16 protein-coding genes and 1 pseudogene are annotated in these 17,260 nt (G+C 71.9%); 10 read left to right on the top strand and 7 right to left on the bottom strand.

What is annotated here, in order from left to right; genetic code table 11:
- Entirely contained in the window at positions 1-1,044 is a 1,044-nt protein-coding gene (locus ACLFRB_RS01780) for a LysM peptidoglycan-binding domain-containing protein (RefSeq protein ID WP_411067283.1), read from the bottom strand.
- Positions 1,045-1,311: 267 nt separating this feature from the next.
- Positions 1,312-1,617: a c-type cytochrome gene (locus ACLFRB_RS01775; RefSeq protein WP_411067282.1), complete on the bottom strand. Its 306-nt coding sequence runs from the start codon at positions 1,615-1,617 to the stop codon at positions 1,312-1,314.
- A gap of 211 nt (positions 1,618-1,828) precedes the next feature.
- Between ACLFRB_RS01775 and def the strand changes: the two genes are divergently transcribed.
- The 10 genes from def to ACLFRB_RS01725 all read left to right on the top strand — a co-directional run bounded on the left by def (position 1,829) and on the right by ACLFRB_RS01725 (position 12,482).
- Positions 1,829-2,341 carry a peptide deformylase gene (def, locus tag ACLFRB_RS01770; protein WP_411067281.1) on the top strand — a complete coding sequence of 171 codons (513 nt, stop codon included), beginning with the start codon at positions 1,829-1,831 and terminating at the stop codon, positions 2,339-2,341.
- Between the two features lie 69 nt (positions 2,342-2,410).
- Positions 2,411-3,355: a methionyl-tRNA formyltransferase gene (fmt, locus tag ACLFRB_RS01765; protein ID WP_411067346.1), complete on the top strand. Its 945-nt coding sequence runs from the start codon at positions 2,411-2,413 to the stop codon at positions 3,353-3,355.
- A gap of 87 nt (positions 3,356-3,442) precedes the next feature.
- Positions 3,443-4,300 (top strand): zinc metalloprotease HtpX, encoded by an 858-nt coding sequence (htpX, locus tag ACLFRB_RS01760; RefSeq protein WP_411067280.1) that lies wholly within the window; start codon positions 3,443-3,445, stop codon positions 4,298-4,300.
- Positions 4,301-4,323: 23 nt separating this feature from the next.
- Entirely contained in the window at positions 4,324-5,664 is a 1,341-nt protein-coding gene (gene rsmB / locus ACLFRB_RS01755; RefSeq protein WP_411067279.1) for a 16S rRNA (cytosine(967)-C(5))-methyltransferase RsmB, read from the top strand.
- Positions 5,661-6,239, top strand: a complete 579-nt coding sequence (locus ACLFRB_RS01750) for a hypothetical protein (protein WP_411067278.1) — start codon at positions 5,661-5,663, stop codon at positions 6,237-6,239. Before rsmB ends, ACLFRB_RS01750 begins: the two co-directional genes overlap by 4 nt.
- Before the next feature lie 76 nt (positions 6,240-6,315).
- The gene (locus ACLFRB_RS01745; RefSeq protein ID WP_411067277.1) at positions 6,316-7,380 is read left to right on the top strand and encodes a hypothetical protein; all 1,065 of its coding nucleotides are present in this window, start codon (positions 6,316-6,318) and stop codon (positions 7,378-7,380) included.
- Complete coding sequence (locus tag ACLFRB_RS01740) at positions 7,367-8,476, top strand: OmpA family protein (protein WP_411067276.1); 1,110 nt, start codon at positions 7,367-7,369, stop codon at positions 8,474-8,476. The genes ACLFRB_RS01745 and ACLFRB_RS01740 overlap by 14 nt, the downstream gene beginning before the upstream one ends.
- Positions 8,477-8,590: 114 nt before the next feature.
- Entirely contained in the window at positions 8,591-9,424 is an 834-nt protein-coding gene (locus ACLFRB_RS01735; protein ID WP_411067275.1) for an SDR family NAD(P)-dependent oxidoreductase, read from the top strand.
- Positions 9,425-9,648: 224 nt separating this feature from the next.
- On the top strand, positions 9,649-11,025 hold the full coding sequence (gene trkA, locus ACLFRB_RS01730) for a Trk system potassium transporter TrkA (RefSeq protein WP_411067274.1): 1,377 nt from the start codon (positions 9,649-9,651) through the stop codon (positions 11,023-11,025).
- Positions 11,025-12,482, top strand: coding sequence for a TrkH family potassium uptake protein (locus tag ACLFRB_RS01725; protein WP_411067273.1), 1,458 nt, complete (start codon positions 11,025-11,027; stop codon positions 12,480-12,482). Before trkA ends, ACLFRB_RS01725 begins: the two co-directional genes overlap by 1 nt.
- On the opposite strand, the pseudogene ACLFRB_RS01720 reads toward ACLFRB_RS01725, so the two are convergent.
- The 5 genes and pseudogenes from ACLFRB_RS01720 to ACLFRB_RS01700 form a co-directional block, all read right to left on the bottom strand.
- Positions 12,451-12,839: pseudogene (locus ACLFRB_RS01720) on the bottom strand (BCCT family transporter); the annotation flags it as partial. The gene ACLFRB_RS01725 and the pseudogene ACLFRB_RS01720 overlap by 32 nt on opposite strands.
- A gap of 112 nt (positions 12,840-12,951) precedes the next feature.
- Entirely contained in the window at positions 12,952-13,944 is a 993-nt protein-coding gene (locus ACLFRB_RS01715; protein ID WP_411067272.1) for a glycine betaine ABC transporter substrate-binding protein, read from the bottom strand.
- Positions 13,945-13,953: 9 nt separating this feature from the next.
- Complete coding sequence (locus tag ACLFRB_RS01710) at positions 13,954-14,913, bottom strand: ABC transporter permease (protein WP_411067271.1); 960 nt, start codon at positions 14,911-14,913, stop codon at positions 13,954-13,956.
- Complete coding sequence (proV, locus tag ACLFRB_RS01705) at positions 14,910-16,112, bottom strand: glycine betaine/L-proline ABC transporter ATP-binding protein ProV (RefSeq protein ID WP_411067270.1); 1,203 nt, start codon at positions 16,110-16,112, stop codon at positions 14,910-14,912. Before proV ends, ACLFRB_RS01710 begins: the two co-directional genes overlap by 4 nt.
- An 86-nt stretch (positions 16,113-16,198) precedes the next feature.
- A partial coding sequence (locus ACLFRB_RS01700) for a 3-deoxy-D-manno-octulosonic acid transferase (RefSeq protein ID WP_411067269.1) occupies positions 16,199-17,260 on the bottom strand: 1,062 nt, incomplete at its 5' end.

The following is a 17,260-nucleotide window of genomic DNA, read 5'->3' as shown; positions in this document are numbered from 1 at the left end:
TCAGCGCTCCGGGCTGACCACCCGATCCTTGGCCGCGATGGCCCGGGAATTTTCCATGATCATGGCGAAGCTGAGCCTCTGCCCAACCTGAAAGACCAGGAGGGTCCCCTTGTCCCTACCGGGCAGCTCGGCGGACCCGAAGCGCTGGGGGTCGTCCACGGTTTGGCTGCTCCCCAGCACCTGCAGGACGTGCCCCTTTTCGAGGCCATCCCGGCTGCCGAGATTGAGCACCACGATCTGGCCCTGCCCCACCAGGCTTTCCTCCTCCACGTGACGCAGCACTCGGCCTTCCACGTCGGGGGCGGCTTCGGGTGTGAAGCGGGCCTCGTAGTCCCCATCGGCGGGATACAGGTGGTCGCCGGCCTCCACGGGCGCGAAGGTGCGCTCAACGCGGGATTCGAATAGGCCATCCTCGGCGGGACCTTCCAGGGAGAGGGTGCCCGTGTGTCGCAGAAGGTAGCCAAGGTGGGCTCCGCTGTCCGGGTCGCGAAGGGCCTCCGGCTCATCGTAGCTGTGCCAGTCCCGCGCGGTGGGGTCCTCCAGCTCCTCCGGCTCTTTCAGTCGGGTGAAGACCCGGTCGCCGGTGGCGTACATGACACGCTCGTTCTCCCCCGCCACCAGATAGCCCCCCAGGTCGGCCGGCTCGGTTTCCGGATCGACGATGCCGTAGCGGCCAAGGAAGGGCACCACCACGCTGGGGTCAACGGTAGAAATAGCCTCCAGGCGCTCCACCGGCTGCTCTTCGGCCTCCGGGGACAGCCGTTCAACCCGCTGCCGGGTAAGGCGGGCCTCGCCGTCCACCACCCGCAGAACCAGACGGTCGCCGGGGTAGATCAGGTCCGGGTTGCTGATGTAGGGGTTTCGGTCCCAGAGCTCTTCCCACCTCCAAGGGTCGTCCAGGAAAGTGGCGGCGATGTCCCAGAGGGTGTCCCCCTTCTCGACGGTATAGACCGAAGGGGCATCCGTGCGCAGCTCATCGGGACTGAGGGCCCAGACGGGAAGGGGCAGGACGGTCAGGGCGAGCAGGAGGGTCCGGAGGCGCATGGGATCCTTGATATTCACTGGAGCTAGAGCGGAAGGGCGGATCCAACTAGGGCGGATTCCCCCCCGAGGAACACCCTCTGGCTACCACATCCTAAGGGAAAGGGCAAACGAGGAAAGGGGTGTCCCCGATCGGGTTCGCTTGCTCTAAAGAAATTCCCGGTGGGGGAACCGGCAGGAGCGGAGGAAAGGAGGGCCGGGAGGCCGTGGGCCCAAGGGCCAGGCCAGGCCGGTTCCACCCCCCTCCGGCCCGTATTCTCCCCCGGGATCCTAGAGGTCCGTAACGTAGCGGGCCAGGTCCCGGCGCTGGTCCTCCTCCAGCTCGGGGAAGGCGGGCATGATGCCGGTGCCGTTGGCGATCATGTCCGCAATGCCCTCCTCGGCCAGCTGGGTGTCCTCGAGGGACAGCAGGAAGCCGAACTTGCCCTGCCCTTCCTGGCCGTGGCAATGGGCGCACCCCTCCTCGAACATGGTGGAGGCGTCGGTGCCCGCCTCCGGATCGTAGGCCTCCTGGTCCCCGCAGCCGGCGAGGGCCACCGTCGTCAGTCCCAACACCATCCCCTTGCGAAGCCGCATGTGCCCGTCTCCTTTCGTTGGGTTTCCCGCCCGGCTGCCCCTCCCCGGAAACCCGCGGCGCTTTGCGTGGTCTCTAAATAGGTGCGTCCGAGCGCGAAGCGCGCGATACGTTGGCAAAAGGCCGGGCCGGTGTCAACGGCGCCCCGCGGACGGATTGTGCTACGATATCGGTCGAATAACTCCCTCGTAAGCGCCATACAGGAAGCAGGCAATGGCTGTTCTGGATATCCTTCACTACCCCGATGACCGGCTCCGGACTCCGGCCGAGCCCGTGGCCGAGGTGGACGACGGCATCCGCGCCCTGGTGGATGACATGCTGGAGACCATGTACGCCGCCCAGGGGGTGGGCCTGGCGGCGCCCCAGGTGGATCGCCACATCCGCCTGCTGGTGATGGACACCAGCGAGGAGCGGGACGCGCCCCTGGCCCTGATCAACCCGGAAATCGTCGACGCCGAAGGGGAGCAGGACGGCGAGGAGGGCTGCCTCTCCCTGCCGGGCGTCTACGAGCCCGTGGTCCGCGCCGCCGAAGTGACCGCCCGCTTCCGGGACCGTGAGGGCCAGGAGCGCGAGGAGCGCTTCGCCGGGCTAGCGGCCCGCTGCGTCCAGCACGAGCTCGACCATCTCGACGGCAAGCTGTTCGTGGACTACCTCTCCAAGCTCAAGCGCAGCCGGGTGCGCAAGAAGATGGAGAAGGACAAGCGCCTCCAGGCGACCCCCGCCTGAGGGTTGGCGTCCTCCCCTTCCCAACCGCGCGAGCGTCCCATGACCGGCCCCGAGGCTCCCGAGCCCGCGCTGCGCGTCGCCTTTGCCGGCACCCCCGACTTCGCCGTCCCCAGCCTCCGGGCCCTCCTCCAGGGCCGGGAGACGGTGGTGGGCGTGCTCACCCAGCCGGACCGCCCGGCGGGGCGGGGACGCCGGCTGCGGCCGTCCCCCGTGAAGGTGGTGGCCGAGGAGGCGGGCGTGCCCGTGGCCCAGCCCGCCCATCTGCGGGGGGAGGCGGAGCGGGCGGTGCTCCGCGAGTGGGCCCCGGACCTGCTAGTGGTGGCCGCCTACGGCCTCCTCCTGCCGCCCGAGGTGCTGCACCTCCCCCACCTGGGCTGCATCAACGTCCACGCCAGCCTGCTGCCCGCCTACCGGGGCGCGGCGCCCATCCAGCGCGCGGTCCTCGACGGGGCCGCCGAGACCGGGGTCACCATCATGCAGATGGAGGAGGGCCTCGACAGCGGGCCCATGCTGCTCCAGCGGAGCCGGCCCATCGGGCCGCGGGAGACCGCGGGGGAGCTGCACGACGCCCTGGCGGTCCTGGGCGCGGAGGCCCTGGCGGAGGCCCTGGAGCGCCTGCGGGCGGGCACGCTGGAGGCGGTGCCCCAGGACCCGGATCGGGCCACCTACGCCCCCAAGGTCACCAAGGAGGAGGCGGAGCTGGACTGGAGTCGGCCGGCGGAGGAGCTGGACCGCCGGGTGCGGGCCTTCAATCCCTGGCCGGTGGCCCATACCGGGCATCGCGGCGAGCGCCTTCGCGTGTGGCGGAGCCGGCCGGTGGCCGCCGTTCCCGACGGTCCCCCGGGGACGGTCGCCGCGGGCGCGGACAACCTGCCCCTGGTGGCCTGCGGGGACGGGGGTCTGCTCCTGGAGGAGGTCCAGCCCCCCGGCCGCAAGCGCATGGAGGGATCGGCGGCCCTGCACGGCGGTCACCTGTGCCCCGGCGAGCGCCTCGGGGACCCGGGGCCGGAGTGAACCCCGGGGCCGGAGGGCTGTCCCATAGGCCGACCGATATCCCCAGACATATCGCCGGACAACGAATACCCAAAGGAGGGAACGAGGATGCATAGCGGTTTGAAGACCGCTGTCCTGATGGCGGGCCTAACGGCCTTGTTCGTCGTGGTGGGCGGCGTCATCGGCGGTACCACCGGCATGGTGATCGCCCTGGTCTTCGCCCTGGCCATGAACGCGGGGGCCTACTGGTTCTCGGACAAGATGGTGCTGCGCATGTACAAGGCGCAGCCGGTGGACCGGGACAGCGCGCCCCGCCTCTGGGGGACGGTGGAGGAGCTGGCCGGACGGGCCGGTCTGCCCATGCCCGCCGTCTACATCATCGAGGAGGGCTCCCCCAACGCCTTCGCCACCGGACGCAACCCGGAGCACGCGGCCGTGGCGGTGACCACGGGCCTCATGGACCTGCTCGACGAGCGCGAGGTGCGCGGCGTGCTGGCCCACGAGCTGGCCCACGTGAAGAACCGCGACATCCTCATCTCCACCATCGCGGCCACCGTGGCCGGCGCCATCTCCGCCCTGGCCAACATGGCCCAGTTCATGCTGCTGTTCGGCGGCCGGCCCGGCGAGGACGAGGAAGGCAGCCCCCTCGGCATCGTGGGGGTCATCCTGGTGATGATCCTCGCCCCCATCGCCGCCAGCCTCATTCAGATGGCCATCTCCCGGGCCCGGGAATACGGGGCGGACCGGGGCGGCGCCGAGATCAGCGGCGACCCCGAGGCCCTGGCGCGCGCCCTGGAGAAGCTCGCCTACGGGGCCAGCCGCCAGCCCATGGCCAGCGCCGAGAGCCACCCCGAGACGGCGCAGATGATGATCGTCAACCCCCTGTCCGGACAGGATCTGATGCAGCTGTTCTCCACCCACCCGCCCCTGGAGGACCGCATTGAGCGCCTGCGGGCCCTGGGCTGAACCGGGGCGCGGGAGGAGCCGCCATGGGAGCCCGGACGCGGAAGGCACCACGGACCGGCGCGGACGCCGGCAGCGAGGTGCGGCGCCGGGCGTCGGCGGCCGTCTCGGCGGTCCTCCACGAGGGTTGGCGCCTGGAGGCGGCCCTGGATTACGAGGGGCTGGGGCAGGCGGACCGGGCCCTGCTCCGGGAGCTGGCCACCGGTACCGTGCGCTGGGCCGTGCGTCTGCGCGCCGTCCTGGACGACCTGCTCGACCGGTCGTTGCCCCGCAAGGAAAAGCGCCTGGAGGCCCTGCTGTTGGTGGGCCTCCACCAGCTCTCCCACACGGGGATCCCCCCTTACGCCGCCGTCTCGGCTACGGTGGGAGCGCTTACCGGCAAGCAGGCCTGGGCCCGACGCCTGGTCAACGGCGTCCTGCGCCGCTTCGGGCGGGAGCGCGACGACCGCCTGGCCCGGGTGGACAATCGCTCACCCGCCCTCCGCCACGCCTACCCGGACTGGCTGGTGGAGGCGCTAGGCGCGGGCTACCCGGAGAACTGGGAGGCAGTCCTGGCGGCGGGCAACCGCCCGCCGCCCCTGACCCTGCGGGTGCGGGGCGACCGCTCCGCCTACCTGGAGGGGCTGGCCGCCGCGGGCATCCCCGGTTCGGCCCTGGACGCCGCTCCGGGGGCGGTGGCCCTGGAGGAGTTTCTGCCGGTGGGGGCCCTGCCCGGCTTCGCCGAGGGACGGGTCAGCGTGCAGGACGGCGCCGCCCAGCTGGCCGCCGCGCTGGTGGCGCCGCGGCCCGGCGAGCGGGTCCTGGACGCCTGCAGCGCCCCGGGCGGCAAGCTGGCCCACCTGCTGGATTGGGCCCCGGGGGCCGAGGTGGTCGCCGTGGAGGCCGAGGCCGGCCGGCTGGCGAGGATCCGCGAGACCCTGGACCGCCTGGGGCTGGAGGCCGGGGCGCTGGTCCACGGCGACGCCACCGCGCCCGCGGCGTGGTGGGACGGCCGGCCCTTCGACCGCATCCTGGTGGACGCCCCCTGCTCAGGCACCGGGGTCATCCGCCGGCACCCGGACATCAAGCACCTGCGTCGGCCGGAGGACATCCCCGCGCTGGCCGCCCGCCAGGGGGCCCTGCTGGAGGCCCTGTGGCCCCTGCTGCGCCCCGGCGGCCGCCTGGTCTACGCCACCTGCTCCGTGCTGCCCGCCGAGAACCGGGAGGTGGTGACGGCCTTCCTGGAGGGTGAACCCGGGGCCCGCACCGCCACACCGGAGGCGGACTGGGGGCGTCCGGACGGCCCCGGACGCCAGATCCTGCCCGGCGAGCAGGGCATGGACGGCTTCTACTACGCCTGCCTGGAAGCCCCGGAGGCAGCGGCTTGAACGGTCCGCGGCCCTACGCTCCCCGCCTGGTGGCGCTGCTGCCGGCCGGCGCGGCCGGTGCGCCGGTGGAGTGGGCGTGGTCCATGCGGGATGCCGGGGTGGACGGCCTCGCCGTGGCGGGGGGCCCCGCCGACCCCGTGGCCCGGGACCTCCTGGCGGCCCTGCGGGGGGCGGTGCCCCTGCCCCTGGAGCTGCATTTCCCCGCAATCCCCCTTCCGGAACCGGACTGGATGGGGCCCCTCGCCGCCACCGGCATCGACTGGGTGGTCCCGGGCCGGGCCCTTCCGGAGGAGCTGGCCGCCCGCCTGGAAACTTTCGGGATGGGCGTCGCCTGGCCCCCCGCCAGGGCCCCCGGGGACGCCGCCCGCGTGCACGTCGTCGCGGGGGCGGGGTCTGCCGACCCCTTCGGCGGGGTCCCCGAGGCGGCGGAGCGCTCCCTGACCCTTCCCGACGACCCGGGCGCCCCACCCCCCGAAGGTGCCACCTCCGCGGACACCCTGGTGGTGCCGGGGGAGGCCCTGACAGGCGCCGATCCGGGGGCCGCCGTGGCCCGATTGCGGGAGGGTCCCGCATAGGCGGCCTCCGGGCGGGTATGGCCTCCGTTCCCGCTTGCGGTACAGTGGACGGGGCCACGGACTACAGGGGACGACCATGGAGCAAGGCGGACGCAGCGTACGGTACCTGGTGCGGGCGGTCCTGTTCGTCGCCGTGGTGGCCCTGGCGGCCGGGCTGTTCGCCTCCTCCCTGACCCCCCTGTTCGAGGCCAACCCGCCCCTGAACGGCATCATCCTGCTCCTGCTGGTGGTGGGCCTGGCGGACGTCTTCCGCCACTTCTACGAGCTGGTGCAGGAGGACCGCTACCTGGACCGGGTGGAGAACTACCTGAGCTACGCCGAGCAGGGCATGGAACCGCCGGAGCGGGCCAACGAGGCCATCCTCTACGGCGAAAACCGCAGCATCACCGAGTTCATGCGCACCCTGCACCAGGTGGTGACGCGCGGCTACCACCACGCCACCCTGCCCTACCTCCTGGACTCCCTGGGCGAGCGCGCCGAGAGCCGCCGCTCCCTGCCCCGCTACCTCGCCGGCACCCTCATCGTCCTGGGCCTGCTCGGTACCTTCTGGGGGCTGCTGCAGACCGTGCAGGGGGTGCAGGGGATCATCGGCACCCTCTCCGCCGAGGAGTACGACAACGTCGCCGCCTTCGTGGGCGCCCTGCGCGAGCGCATGGCGGACCCCATCGCCGGCATGGCGCTGGCCTTCTCCACCAGCCTCTTCGGCCTGGGCTCCTCGCTGGTGCTCGGCTTCACCGAGACCCAGCTGGCCCGCGCCGTGGCCCACGGCCAGACCCGGGTGGAGGAGATCATCGTCACCGACCTGCTGCCCTTCTGGCGCGAGCAGCAGCGGCCCCGCGACCTGGACCTGGAGGCGGAGGACCGCCCCGCCTACCAGGCCGCCCTCCTGGAGGGCATCGGCCACCGCCTGGACGCCGTTACGGAGCAGATGGACCGGCTCATCGCCCGCCAGCCGGATCCCGAGGGCCTCAACCGTACCCTGGACCGGTCCGGGGAGACCCTGCGCCAGGAGCTCCACGCCCTGGGCAACCGCCTGGACCAGCTGGAGGACCAACGCAACCGGAACCTGCGTGAGGCCATCGACCGGCTGGCCCGGGTGATGGGCCGCCAGCCGCGGGACGGCGGGAATGCGGCGGACTAGGCGCGGCGGCGACCCCACCCCCAACATCTGGCCCGGGTTCACCGACGCCCTGGCGGGCTTGGTGGTGGCCCTGGTGTTCCTACTGGTGCTGTTCTTCCTGTTCGAGGTGGTCCTCTCCCGCCAGGTGACGGGCCAGGAGGAGATCATCGGCAACCTGCGCAGCCAGGTGGATCGCCTTGCGGGAATGCTCGGGGAGAGCGAAGAGGAGCGCGAGCGGCTGGAGGAGCGCCTGGCGGAGAGCCGGCAGCGCCGCCAGGAGCTGGACACGGAGCTGTCCCGCACCCGGGAGGAGCTGGCGGCGGTCCGGGAGCGGCGCCAGGCCCTGGAGCGGGACCTGGACGCCGCCCGCTCGGAGCGGGAGGCCCGCGAGGAGGAGCTGACCGAAACCCGGCAGGAGCTCTCGGGCGCCCGGGCCAACCTGGACGTTCTGAGCGAGCGCGTGGCGGCGCTCAATGAGCGTCTGGAGCGGATGGAGCGGGCCCTGGCCCTGGAGGAGAAGGAGCGCCGGGCTGCCGAGGAGCAGGTAAGCGCCCTGGAGGAGCGTGTGGCCAGCCAGCGGGAGCGGGTGGGTGAGCAACAGGAGCGCATCCAGGCCATGGCAGAGCAGATCCGCACCCAGCTCCTGGAGCGAGTGGAGGAGCTGGAGCGCTACCGCTCCGAGTTCTTCGGCCGCCTGCGCGAGGTGTTCGCCGACAATCCCAATATCGAGATCCGCGGCGACCGTTTCGTCTTCCAGTCGGAGATCCTCTTCCCCTCCGGGGAGGCGTCCCTTTCGGACGAGGGCGGGGAGCAGCTCCAGCGCTTCGTGGCGGTCTTCGACCAGGCCCGGGACGAAATCCCCGAGGGGCTGGACATGATCATCCAGGTGGAGGGCCACACCGACCGCCTACCGGTGCGGGGCGGGCAGTTCCGCTCCAACTGGGAGCTGTCCACCGCCCGCGCCCTGTCCGTGGTCCGCGCCCTGGTGGAGCAGGGCCTCCCCCCGCGCCGCCTGGCGGCGGCGGGCTACGGCGAATACCATCCCCTCACCCCGGGCGAGACCGAGGATCAGCGGCGCCAGAACCGCCGAATCGAGCTCAAGATTACCCAGCGCTAGATCCTCCGGCTGCTCGTTCCCACAAACGGTCCTGTGCCGCTTAAAGCGTCCCGGTGGGGCCAGCAAGAAGGCGGTATCGTTGCTCCGCCGCGGGACAACCATGGAAAGGATCCCATGAGCCATTCACCCGCCGTGGCCATCACCGGCTGCTCCTCGGGGATCGGCGAATGCATCGCCTTTGGCCTTCGCGACCGCGGCTACCGCGTGCTGGCCACCGCCCGCCGCGAGGAGGACCTCCGGCGTCTCGGGGAGCAGGGTCTGGAGGCTCTGCCCCTGGAGCTGGCCGACCCGAATTCAGTGGCCGAATGTGCCGCGGCCATTGCCGAGCGCACCCGGGGCACCTTGCTCGGCCTAGTGAACAACGCCGCCTACGGCCAGCCGGGGGCGGTGGAGGACCTGTCCCGGGAGGTGCTGGATGCCCAGTTCCAGGTCAACCTGCTGGGCACCCACGATCTGACCGTGCGCCTGCTGCCGGTGATGCGGGAGCAGGGCTTCGGCCGGGTGATCCAGATCAGCTCCCTGCTCGGCCTGGTGGCGCTGCGTTACCGGGGGGCTTACAACGCCAGCAAGTTCGCCCTGGAGGGCCTTACCGACACCCTGCGCCTGGAGCTGGCGGGCAGCGGCATCCATCCGGTGCTGGTGGAGCCCGGCCCGGTCACGAGCCGCTTCCGGGAGAACGCCTTCCGCGCCTTTCAGGCCAACATTGACGCCGAGCGCAGCCCCCACCGCGCCATCTACGAGCAGGAAGTGAGCGCCCGCCTCGCCGGCAGCGAGGACGCCCCCTTCACCCTCGGCCCGGAGGCGGTGCTGGCCAAGACGGTGAAGGCCCTGGAGGCCCGCCGTCCCCGGGCCCGCTACTACGTCACCTTGCCCACCTACCTGCTCGCCGGGATGAAGTGGTCCCTGCCGGTGCGGCTCCTGGATCCGCTGCTGCGGCGGATTAGCTAGGCTTTACGGGGGTTCACCGCAGAGACGCGGAGGACGCAGAGAAAGACCAAGCGCGACGACCTTTTATCACGGAGGGCGCGGGTGCCATGGAGGAAGAATAGCTTGCCTCTTGGCCGGCAAGGGGTGCGGTTGCTCGTCGGCCCGGTGTGTTATCCCCGCCCCCGGTTTGCGTTATCCTTTGGGCCTTTCCACGCTCGCCCCTTCCACCAACGGGAACGTCCACAGTGAAGATCGTCATCCTTGGCGCCGGCCAGGTGGGCGCCCCGGTGGCCGAGCAGCTCGCCCTGGAAGGCCACGACATTACGGTGGTGGACCGGGACGGCGACAAGGTCGCCGCGCTGGGGGAGCGCCTGGACATCCAGACGGTGCGGGGCCAGGCGGCCTATCCCCACATCCTGGAGGAGGCCGGGATGGGGGCGGCCGACATGGTCCTGGCGGTGACGGGCACCGACGAGGTGAACATGGTGGCCTGCCAGATGGCCGAGACCCTGTTCCACACCCCCACCAAGCTGGCCCGCCTGCGCGCTCCCGAATACCTCGCCCATCCCGAGCTGTTCAACCGTGAAGCCGTTCCCGTCGACTACATCATCAGCCCCGAGCAGGTGGTCACCGACAGTATTCACCGCCTCATCGAGCATCCGGGCTCCCTGCAGGTGGTGGACTTCGCCGGCGGGCGGGTGCGGCTGGTGGGCGTGCGCGCCGACGCCGACGGGCCCCTGGTGGGCCATCAGCTCCAGGAGCTGCGCCAGCGCATGCCGGGGGTGGACACCCGGGTGGCCGCCATCTACCGCCGGGGCCAGGCCTTGATCCCGGAGGGCCAGACGGTCATCGAGGAGGGCGACGAGGTCTTCTTCATCGCCGCCCGCGAGCACATCCAGTCGGTGCTGCGCTCCCTGCGCGCGGTGGAGGACACGGTGCGCACGGTGGCCATCGTCGGCGGCGGCAAGATCGGCAGCTCCCTGGCCAAGGCCCTGGAGCGCACCCCGGTGCAGGTGAAGCTCATTGACCACAACGCACGCAACGCGGCGGAGGTAGCGGCCGGCCTCAAGAACACCCTGGTCCTGCAGGGCGACGGCGCCGACGAGGAGCTCCTGCGCGAGGAGAACATCGGCGCCATGAACGTCTTCGTCGCCGTGACCAACGACGACGAGGCCAACATCCTCTCCTCCATGCTGGCCAAGCGCATGGGCGTGGGCCGGGCGGTGACCCTCATCAACCGCGGCGCCTACGTGGACCTGGTGCAGCAGACCGGCATCGACGTGGCCGTCTCCCCCCACCAGGCCACCATCGGCCGCATCCTCGCCCACGTGCGGCGCGGCGACGTGGCCATGGTGCACAGCCTGCGCCGGGGCGCCGCCGAGGCGTTGGAGGTGCTGGCCCACGGCGACGCCTCCACCTCCCGGGTGATCGGCAAGCGCCTCGACGAGGTGCGCCTGCCCAAGGGAGTGACCATCGGCGCCATCGTCCGCGGCGATCAGGTGCTCATCGCCCACCGCCACGTGGTCATCGAGCCCGAGGACCACGTCATCCTGTTCCTGGTGGACAAGCGCAAGATCGCCCAGGTGGAGAAGCTCTTTCAGGTCGGCCTGGGGTTCTTCTAGTGCATTGGCGGGCGATCGGTTACCTGGCGGGCCTGCTGCTCATGGTGTTCTCCACCGCCATGCTGCCGCCGCTGGCCATCGCCTGGTACTACGGCGACGGCGCCCTGACCGCCTTCGTGGATTCCTACCTGCTGACCCTGGGCACCGGCTTCGTGCTGTGGGTCACCCTGCGCGGCGCCCCCCGCGACCTGAACCACCGCGACGGCTTCCTGCTGGTCACCCTGTTCTGGGTGGTGCTGGCCCTGTTCGGGGCCCTGCCCCTGCTGCTGTCCGGGGCCACGCCGGGCTTCACGAGCGCCTTCTTCGAGTCCATGTCGGGGCTCACCACCACCGGCTCCACGGTCCTGTCGGGGATCGAGGAGCTGCCCCACGCCATCCGCTTCTGGCGCCAGGAGATGCAGTGGCTCGGCGGCATGGGCATCATCATTCTGGCCCTGGCCATCCTGCCCATCCTGCAGGTGGGCGGCATGCAGCTCTACAAGGCGGAGGTGCCGGGGCCGGTGAAGGACCAGAAGCTCACCCCGCGGGTTAACGAGACGGCCAAGGCCCTGTGGCTCATCTACATCGGCCTCACCCTGGTGGCGGTCCTGGCCCTGTGGGCGGCGGGGATGGGGCCCTTCGACGCCGTTTCCCACGCCTTCAGTTCGGTGGCCACCGGCGGCTTCTCCCCCTACGACGACAGCGTGGGCCATTTCTCCAGCCCGCTGATCCACTACCTCATCGTCCTGTTCATGTTCCTGGGCGGGGCGAACTTCGCCCTGCACTTCGCCTTCCTGCACGGCGGGGGTCTGCGCGGCTACCTGGGGGACCCGGAGTTCCGCGCCTACCTGGCGCTGCACGTGGTGGCGGCGCTGCTGGTCACGGGCTTCCTGACGGCCTACCAGACCTATCCCACCCTGGAGGAGAGCTTCCGCAGCGCCCTGTTCCAGACCGTGTCCATCGGCACCACCACCGGCTTCGCCACGGCCGACTACGCCGCCTGGCCCTCCCTGCTGCCCTTTTTCATCCTCATGATCGGCTTCTTCATGGGCAGCGCCGGCAGCACCACCGGCGGCATCAAGGTGATGCGCTTCCTGCTGCTGTGGAAGCAGGGCCTGCGCCAGGCCTACCTGCTCATCCACCCCCACGCCATCGCGCCCATCAAGATGCGCGAGCGGGCGGTCCCCGAAGGGGTCATCCAGGCGGTCTGGGGGTTCTTCGCCGTCTACGTGACCACCTTCATCCTGCTCACTCTGGTGATGATGGCCCTGGAGGGCGGCAAGTTCGAGACGGCGGTGGGGGCGGTGGGCGCCACCCTGACCTGCGTCGGCCCCGGCCTGGGGGAGGTGGGCCCCGCGAGCAGCTTCGCCAGCATCTCCACCCCCGGCCAATGGGTGCTGTCGCTGGCCATGCTCATGGGCCGCCTGGAGCTGTTCACCTTTTTCGTCATCCTGATGCCCGCCTTCTGGCGGAAGTAGGCCCGCCCTCCCCGCGCTCGTCCAGGCTCAGGCCCGGCATGCGGGCCCCGCCTCGCCGGAGCTCCTCGGCGGAGGGGATTCCCGCCGTGGCGTAGTCCACCCGCAGCGCCCGCACCAGCCCGAAGCACGCCACCAGCAAGAACACCGCCATGGGCAGCCCCGTGGTGAGCGAGGCGGTGCGCAAAGCGGTCGGCCCCCGGCGTAGAGCAGTGTGCCGGCCACCGCCCCCTCGGCCAGGGCCCAGAACAGGCGCTGGGCGCGGGGCGGATCGGGGTGGCCCCCGGAGGTGACCATGTCGCCCACCAGGGAGCCCGAGTCCGAGGAGGTGACGAAGAAGACGATCACCGGCAGGGTGGCGGCGGGCAGGAAGACCCAGGGCTCCATGGCCCGGGGCAGGCGGGCGAAGGGCCGGGGCCGGAAGGGCATGGCAGCCTCGCTGGCCGGGAATTCCCTAGGGAGATTGTGGGCTTTAGCCCGGTTCTTCAACCTCCCCGGTGAGCCAGTAGCGGACCCGGGCCGGGTTCTCGCGGATGTAGCGCTCAACCGCCTCCTCGGGGGAGGTGTCCTGGGCCTCCAGCAGCAGGCCGGCCAGCTCCTCCTGGGGCAGGTAGAGCCGGCTGAAGAAGCCCAAAACCTGGGCCGGGAAGTCCTCCTGAAAGCCCTGCCGGGCAAGGGCGTGGACCCGCTCCTCGCCGCCCAGCACCCCCTCGGGGTCCTCCAGGAAGCGCAGGTCGTAGGCTGCGAAGATCCAGTGGGGGCGCCACGCGGTCGCCACCACCCAGTCGCGGTTGCGGATGGCGCGGTCGAGCACGGCGGTCATGGCCGCTCCACTGGCCGGGACCAGGTCCAGTTCCTCCAGGCTGTAGGCCTCCAAGGCCTGCTCGGAGGCCTGCATGAGCCCGGAGCCGGGGTCGATGCCCTGGACGCGGCCGCCCACCCGGCGGCCTACCTCCGGGTCCGCCAAGTCGGGGATGGCGCCCAGCTCCGCCTCCGGCACGTAGGCGGGCACCACCCAGCCCAGCCGCCCGGTGTAGAGCACCCCCAGGTTGACCACCCGGTGGCGCACCTGCTCCCAGTAGTCCCGATGGGTCACCGGCAGCCAGGCCATGAGCATGACGTCCAGGTCGCCGTTGGCCACCCCCTGGTACTGGATGCCGATGTCGGTCATGACCCGCTCCACCTCCAGCCCCATGCGCTTCTCCAGGAGCCGCTGGGCCAGCAAGGAGACCACCTCGGCGTCGGACCAGGCGGTCCAACCGATGCGCAGGGTGCGGGCCGTGCCGGCGTCGGTCCCCTGCGCCGCGGGAGGCGGCTCCCCGGCCCGCTCCGCGGGGGGGCCCCGGTGGGCGGTCTCTCCCGGCCGGCCGGTGAGCCCGGGCCCGCACAAAAACAGGTAGACGAACAGGGCGGCCGCCACCCCGCCCACCACGCCGAGGGTCAGCCACCGCAGCCAGGCACCCATAGGGACCTCCTACTCCCCGCCCCCGCCGCGGGGCAGCGCACGCTCGGGCCGAAACAGACCGCGCAGCCGCTCGCGCACGGAGACCCGGCGCCGCCGGCCGAAGCTCTGGGTGATGCGGTCGAGGATGATGGCCAGGATCACCACCCCGATGCCGCCCTCGAAGCCGATGCCCACCTGCAGCTGCTGGATGCCGCGCAGGACTACGTCGCCCAGGCCTCCGGCGCCGATCATGGAGGCGATCACCACCATGGACAGGGCCAGCATGATGTTCTGGTTCACACCCGCCATGATGGAGGGCATGGCCGAGGGCACCTGCACCTTGAACAGCAGCTGGCGCGGCGTGCAGCCGAAGGCCAGCCCCGCCTCCACCCGCTCCCGGGGCACCTCCCGGATGCCCAGGTTGGTGAGCCGCACCGCCGGCGGCATGGAGAAGATGATGGTGGCGATGACGCCGGGCACCTTGCCGGTGCTGAAGAACATCACCGCCGGGATCAGGTAGACGAAGGCCGGCATGGTCTGCATGAAGTCCAGCACCGGGCGCACCACCTTCTCCACGGTATCGCTGCGCGAGGCCCAGATGCCCAGGGGCAGGCCGATGGCCAGGCTCACCACCGTGGCGGCGAGCACCAGGGCCAGGGTGGAGACCGTGTCCGGCCACAGCCCCATGCCCACCACCAGGGCCAGGGCGGCCAGGGCGAACAGGGCGAAGCGCCAGCCCACCCGCCAGGCCCCGAGGACGACGATGGCGGCGGTGAGCAGCCAGGCGGGCGGGGCCAGCAGCAGCCATTCCAGCGCTCCGGTCAGGCCCCCCACCACCGCCACGATGGCGTCGAACAGCCATTGCAGATTGGCCAGCAGCCAGTCCACGCCCCGCTCGATGTACTCCGCCACCGGCACCCCGCAAGGCACGGCCGCCCGGGCCGGGACCGGGGCGAGCAGGGCCAGGGGGAGCAGGCGCCGCGCGGTCATCGCGCCCGGGCCATGGTGGACAGCAGGGTGGGGCTGGCGATGGCCCCCAGGAAGCGGCGCTCACCGTCCACCACCGGCAGGGGCAGCTCGGTGTAGGAGAGCAGGCGCAGCACCTCGTCCAGGGGGGTGTCGGCCTTGACGGCGCCCAGGGCCAGATAGGCCTCCTCCAGCGGGGCCTCCGGCCGTTCGGCCACCGCCTCCAAGGAGTACAGGGAGACCGCATCCACGTAGCGGCCGTCGGGGTCGAGGACGAAGGCGTAGGTGCGGTCGTACTCGCGGAGGTGGCGCACCAGGGTGGGCTTGTCCATGGCCCCCTCCCGGGGCTGGCGGAAGGTGACCTGGTCGGGCCGGGCCAGGTCGCCGGCCAGGAAGATGTGGCCCACGTCCACCCCCTTGAAGAAGCTGCGCACGTAGTCGTCGGCGGGGTGGTTGAGGATCTCCGCCGGCGTGCCCACCTGGAGGAGGCGCCCACCCTCCATGATGGCGATGCGGTCGCCGATGCGCAGGGCCTCGTCGAGGTCGTGGGAAATGAACACCACGGTGCGCTCGCTCTCCCCCTGAAGGCGCAGCAGCTCGTCCTGCATCTCGCGGCGGATGAGGGGGTCGAGGGCGGAGAAGGCCTCGTCCATGAGCATCAGGCTGGGATCCACGGCCAGGGCGCGGGCCAGGCCCACGCGCTGCTGCATGCCCCCGGACAGCTCGTCCGGCAGGCTGTCGGCGTAGGGCCCCAGCCCCACCTGCTCCAGGGCCGCCCGGGCCCGCCGGTGGCGCTCGTCCCGGTCCACCCCGGCGATGTCCAGGCCGAAGGCGGCGTTCTCCAGGACGCTCAGGTGGGGCAGCAGGGCGAAGGACTGGAACACCATGCTCATCTCGCTGCGCCGCAGCTCGATGAGGGCTCGGGGATCCATGGCGGTGACATCGTCGCCGTGGATGCGCACGGTGCCGCTGGTGGGCTCGATGAGGCGGTTGAGCATGCGCAGGAGGGTGGACTTGCCGGAGCCCGACAGGCCCATGATCACGAACACCTCCCCGCGCCGAATGGCGAAGGAGGCGTCGCGCACCCCGACGGTCAGCCCGGTGCGCTCGAAGATGGCCTCCTTGTCGTAGCCCCGATCGAGGAGCTCCAGGGCCACCTCGGGATGGGCCCCGAAGACCTTGTGGAGGTGCTCCACCTCGACGACGGGCTCGGCGTGGGCCATGGGCGGAACGGTGCCTGGTGACGGGTTCGGGCCCCCGGCCGCGCGCCAGGGGTAAGACCTACACTAGGGCGAGGTTCCACAAGGCGTCAATCGCCGGGGTGGCGATCCCCCCAATGGGCCTCCAGGACATCGGTGACGCGGGCCACCGCGCCCCGATGGGGGGCGAGGGCTTTGCGGGCGGCGCGACCGGCGGCCTGGCCCTCCCCCGGGTGCTGGAGATGGCGCCGCATGGCCGCCAGCAGGTTGTTCACGTTGGGCGCCTGCCGGGCGGCCCCGGCCCGGTCCAGGATGCGCAGGGCCTCGCGGTGCCGGTGGGCGTAGGGCCCGTAGACGATGGGCCGGCCCGCCGCCGCGGCGGGCAGGGGGTCGGCCCCGGCGAAGCCCTGGATCCAGGTGCCGCCGAGCACCACCGCGTCCGCCGCCGCCAGGAACAGGGGCCGCTGGGCCGGGTCGTCGAGGAGGTAGACGCGGGTCCCCTTGTGGATGGTGTCCCCGCGCGAGGCCACGGCCGTCTCCAGCTCGAAGCGGTGGAAGCGCTCCGCCAGCTCGGAGGCCCGGCGGGGATCGGCGGGGATCAGGACCATGAGCCAGTGGGTGAAGGGGGCGGGGAGCTGCTGGCAGACCCCCGCCAGCAGCTCCTCCTCGCCGGGCTCGGTGCCGTCGAAGGCGAGCAGGGGCCGGCCCCGCAGGGCGGCGCGCAGCTGCCGGGCGTCGCCGGCGGCGGCGGGCTCGGGCGCGTCCAGGAGGGGGTTGCCCGTCACGCGGATGCGCTCCTCCGGGACCCCGTGCCCTTCCAGGGCCTCCCGGTCCTCGCCCTGGCCCAGCAGCACGGCGTCGGCGCGGAGGATGCTGCCGCGGTACAGGCAGGGCAGGCGCCGGGCCCAGCGCCAGGGGGCCGGATACACCCCCCCGAGCAGCCAGAGGCAGGGCACGCCGCGCCGGCCCAGGGACCGGGACAGGTTGGGCCACAGCCCCGGCCCCAGGCAGACCGCCAAGTCCGGGTCGGCGTGCTCCAGGAAGCGCCGGGCGGCGCGGGGGGCGTCCGGGGGCAACCAGGCCACCCGCGTGGCGGAGTCGGCGCGGGCCTCTGCCTCGGCCCGGGCGGCCTCGGAGACCACGGTGAGCACCACGCCCGCACCGGGGTGGCG

This window comes from Thiohalorhabdus sp., from assembly GCF_046545655.1.
Lineage (GTDB): Bacteria > Pseudomonadota > Gammaproteobacteria > Thiohalorhabdales > Thiohalorhabdaceae > Thiohalorhabdus.
This window is presented reverse-complemented; position numbering and strand designations above follow the sequence as displayed.

What these genes read in the sequence shown, in the direction of transcription:
- proV (WP_411067270.1), bottom strand. Translation starts at nt 16,112, where the DNA reads ATGGCCCACGCCGAGCCCGTCGTCGAGGTGGAGCACCTCCACAAGGTC.
- ACLFRB_RS01715 (WP_411067272.1), bottom strand. Translation starts at nt 13,944, where the DNA reads ATGGGTGCCTGGCTGCGGTGGCTGACCCTCGGCGTGGTGGGCGGGGTG.
- def (WP_411067281.1), top strand. Translation starts at nt 1,829, where the DNA reads ATGGCTGTTCTGGATATCCTTCACTACCCCGATGACCGGCTCCGGACT.
- ACLFRB_RS01710 (WP_411067271.1), bottom strand. Translation starts at nt 14,913, where the DNA reads ATGACCGCGCGGCGCCTGCTCCCCCTGGCCCTGCTCGCCCCGGTCCCG.
- ACLFRB_RS01745 (WP_411067277.1), top strand. Translation starts at nt 6,316, where the DNA reads ATGGAGCAAGGCGGACGCAGCGTACGGTACCTGGTGCGGGCGGTCCTG.
- rsmB (WP_411067279.1), top strand. Translation starts at nt 4,324, where the DNA reads ATGGGAGCCCGGACGCGGAAGGCACCACGGACCGGCGCGGACGCCGGC.
- ACLFRB_RS01735 (WP_411067275.1), top strand. Translation starts at nt 8,591, where the DNA reads ATGAGCCATTCACCCGCCGTGGCCATCACCGGCTGCTCCTCGGGGATC.
- ACLFRB_RS01775 (WP_411067282.1), bottom strand. Translation starts at nt 1,617, where the DNA reads ATGCGGCTTCGCAAGGGGATGGTGTTGGGACTGACGACGGTGGCCCTC.
- ACLFRB_RS01780 (WP_411067283.1), bottom strand. Translation starts at nt 1,044, where the DNA reads ATGCGCCTCCGGACCCTCCTGCTCGCCCTGACCGTCCTGCCCCTTCCC.
- ACLFRB_RS01740 (WP_411067276.1), top strand. Translation starts at nt 7,367, where the DNA reads ATGCGGCGGACTAGGCGCGGCGGCGACCCCACCCCCAACATCTGGCCC.
- htpX (WP_411067280.1), top strand. Translation starts at nt 3,443, where the DNA reads ATGCATAGCGGTTTGAAGACCGCTGTCCTGATGGCGGGCCTAACGGCC.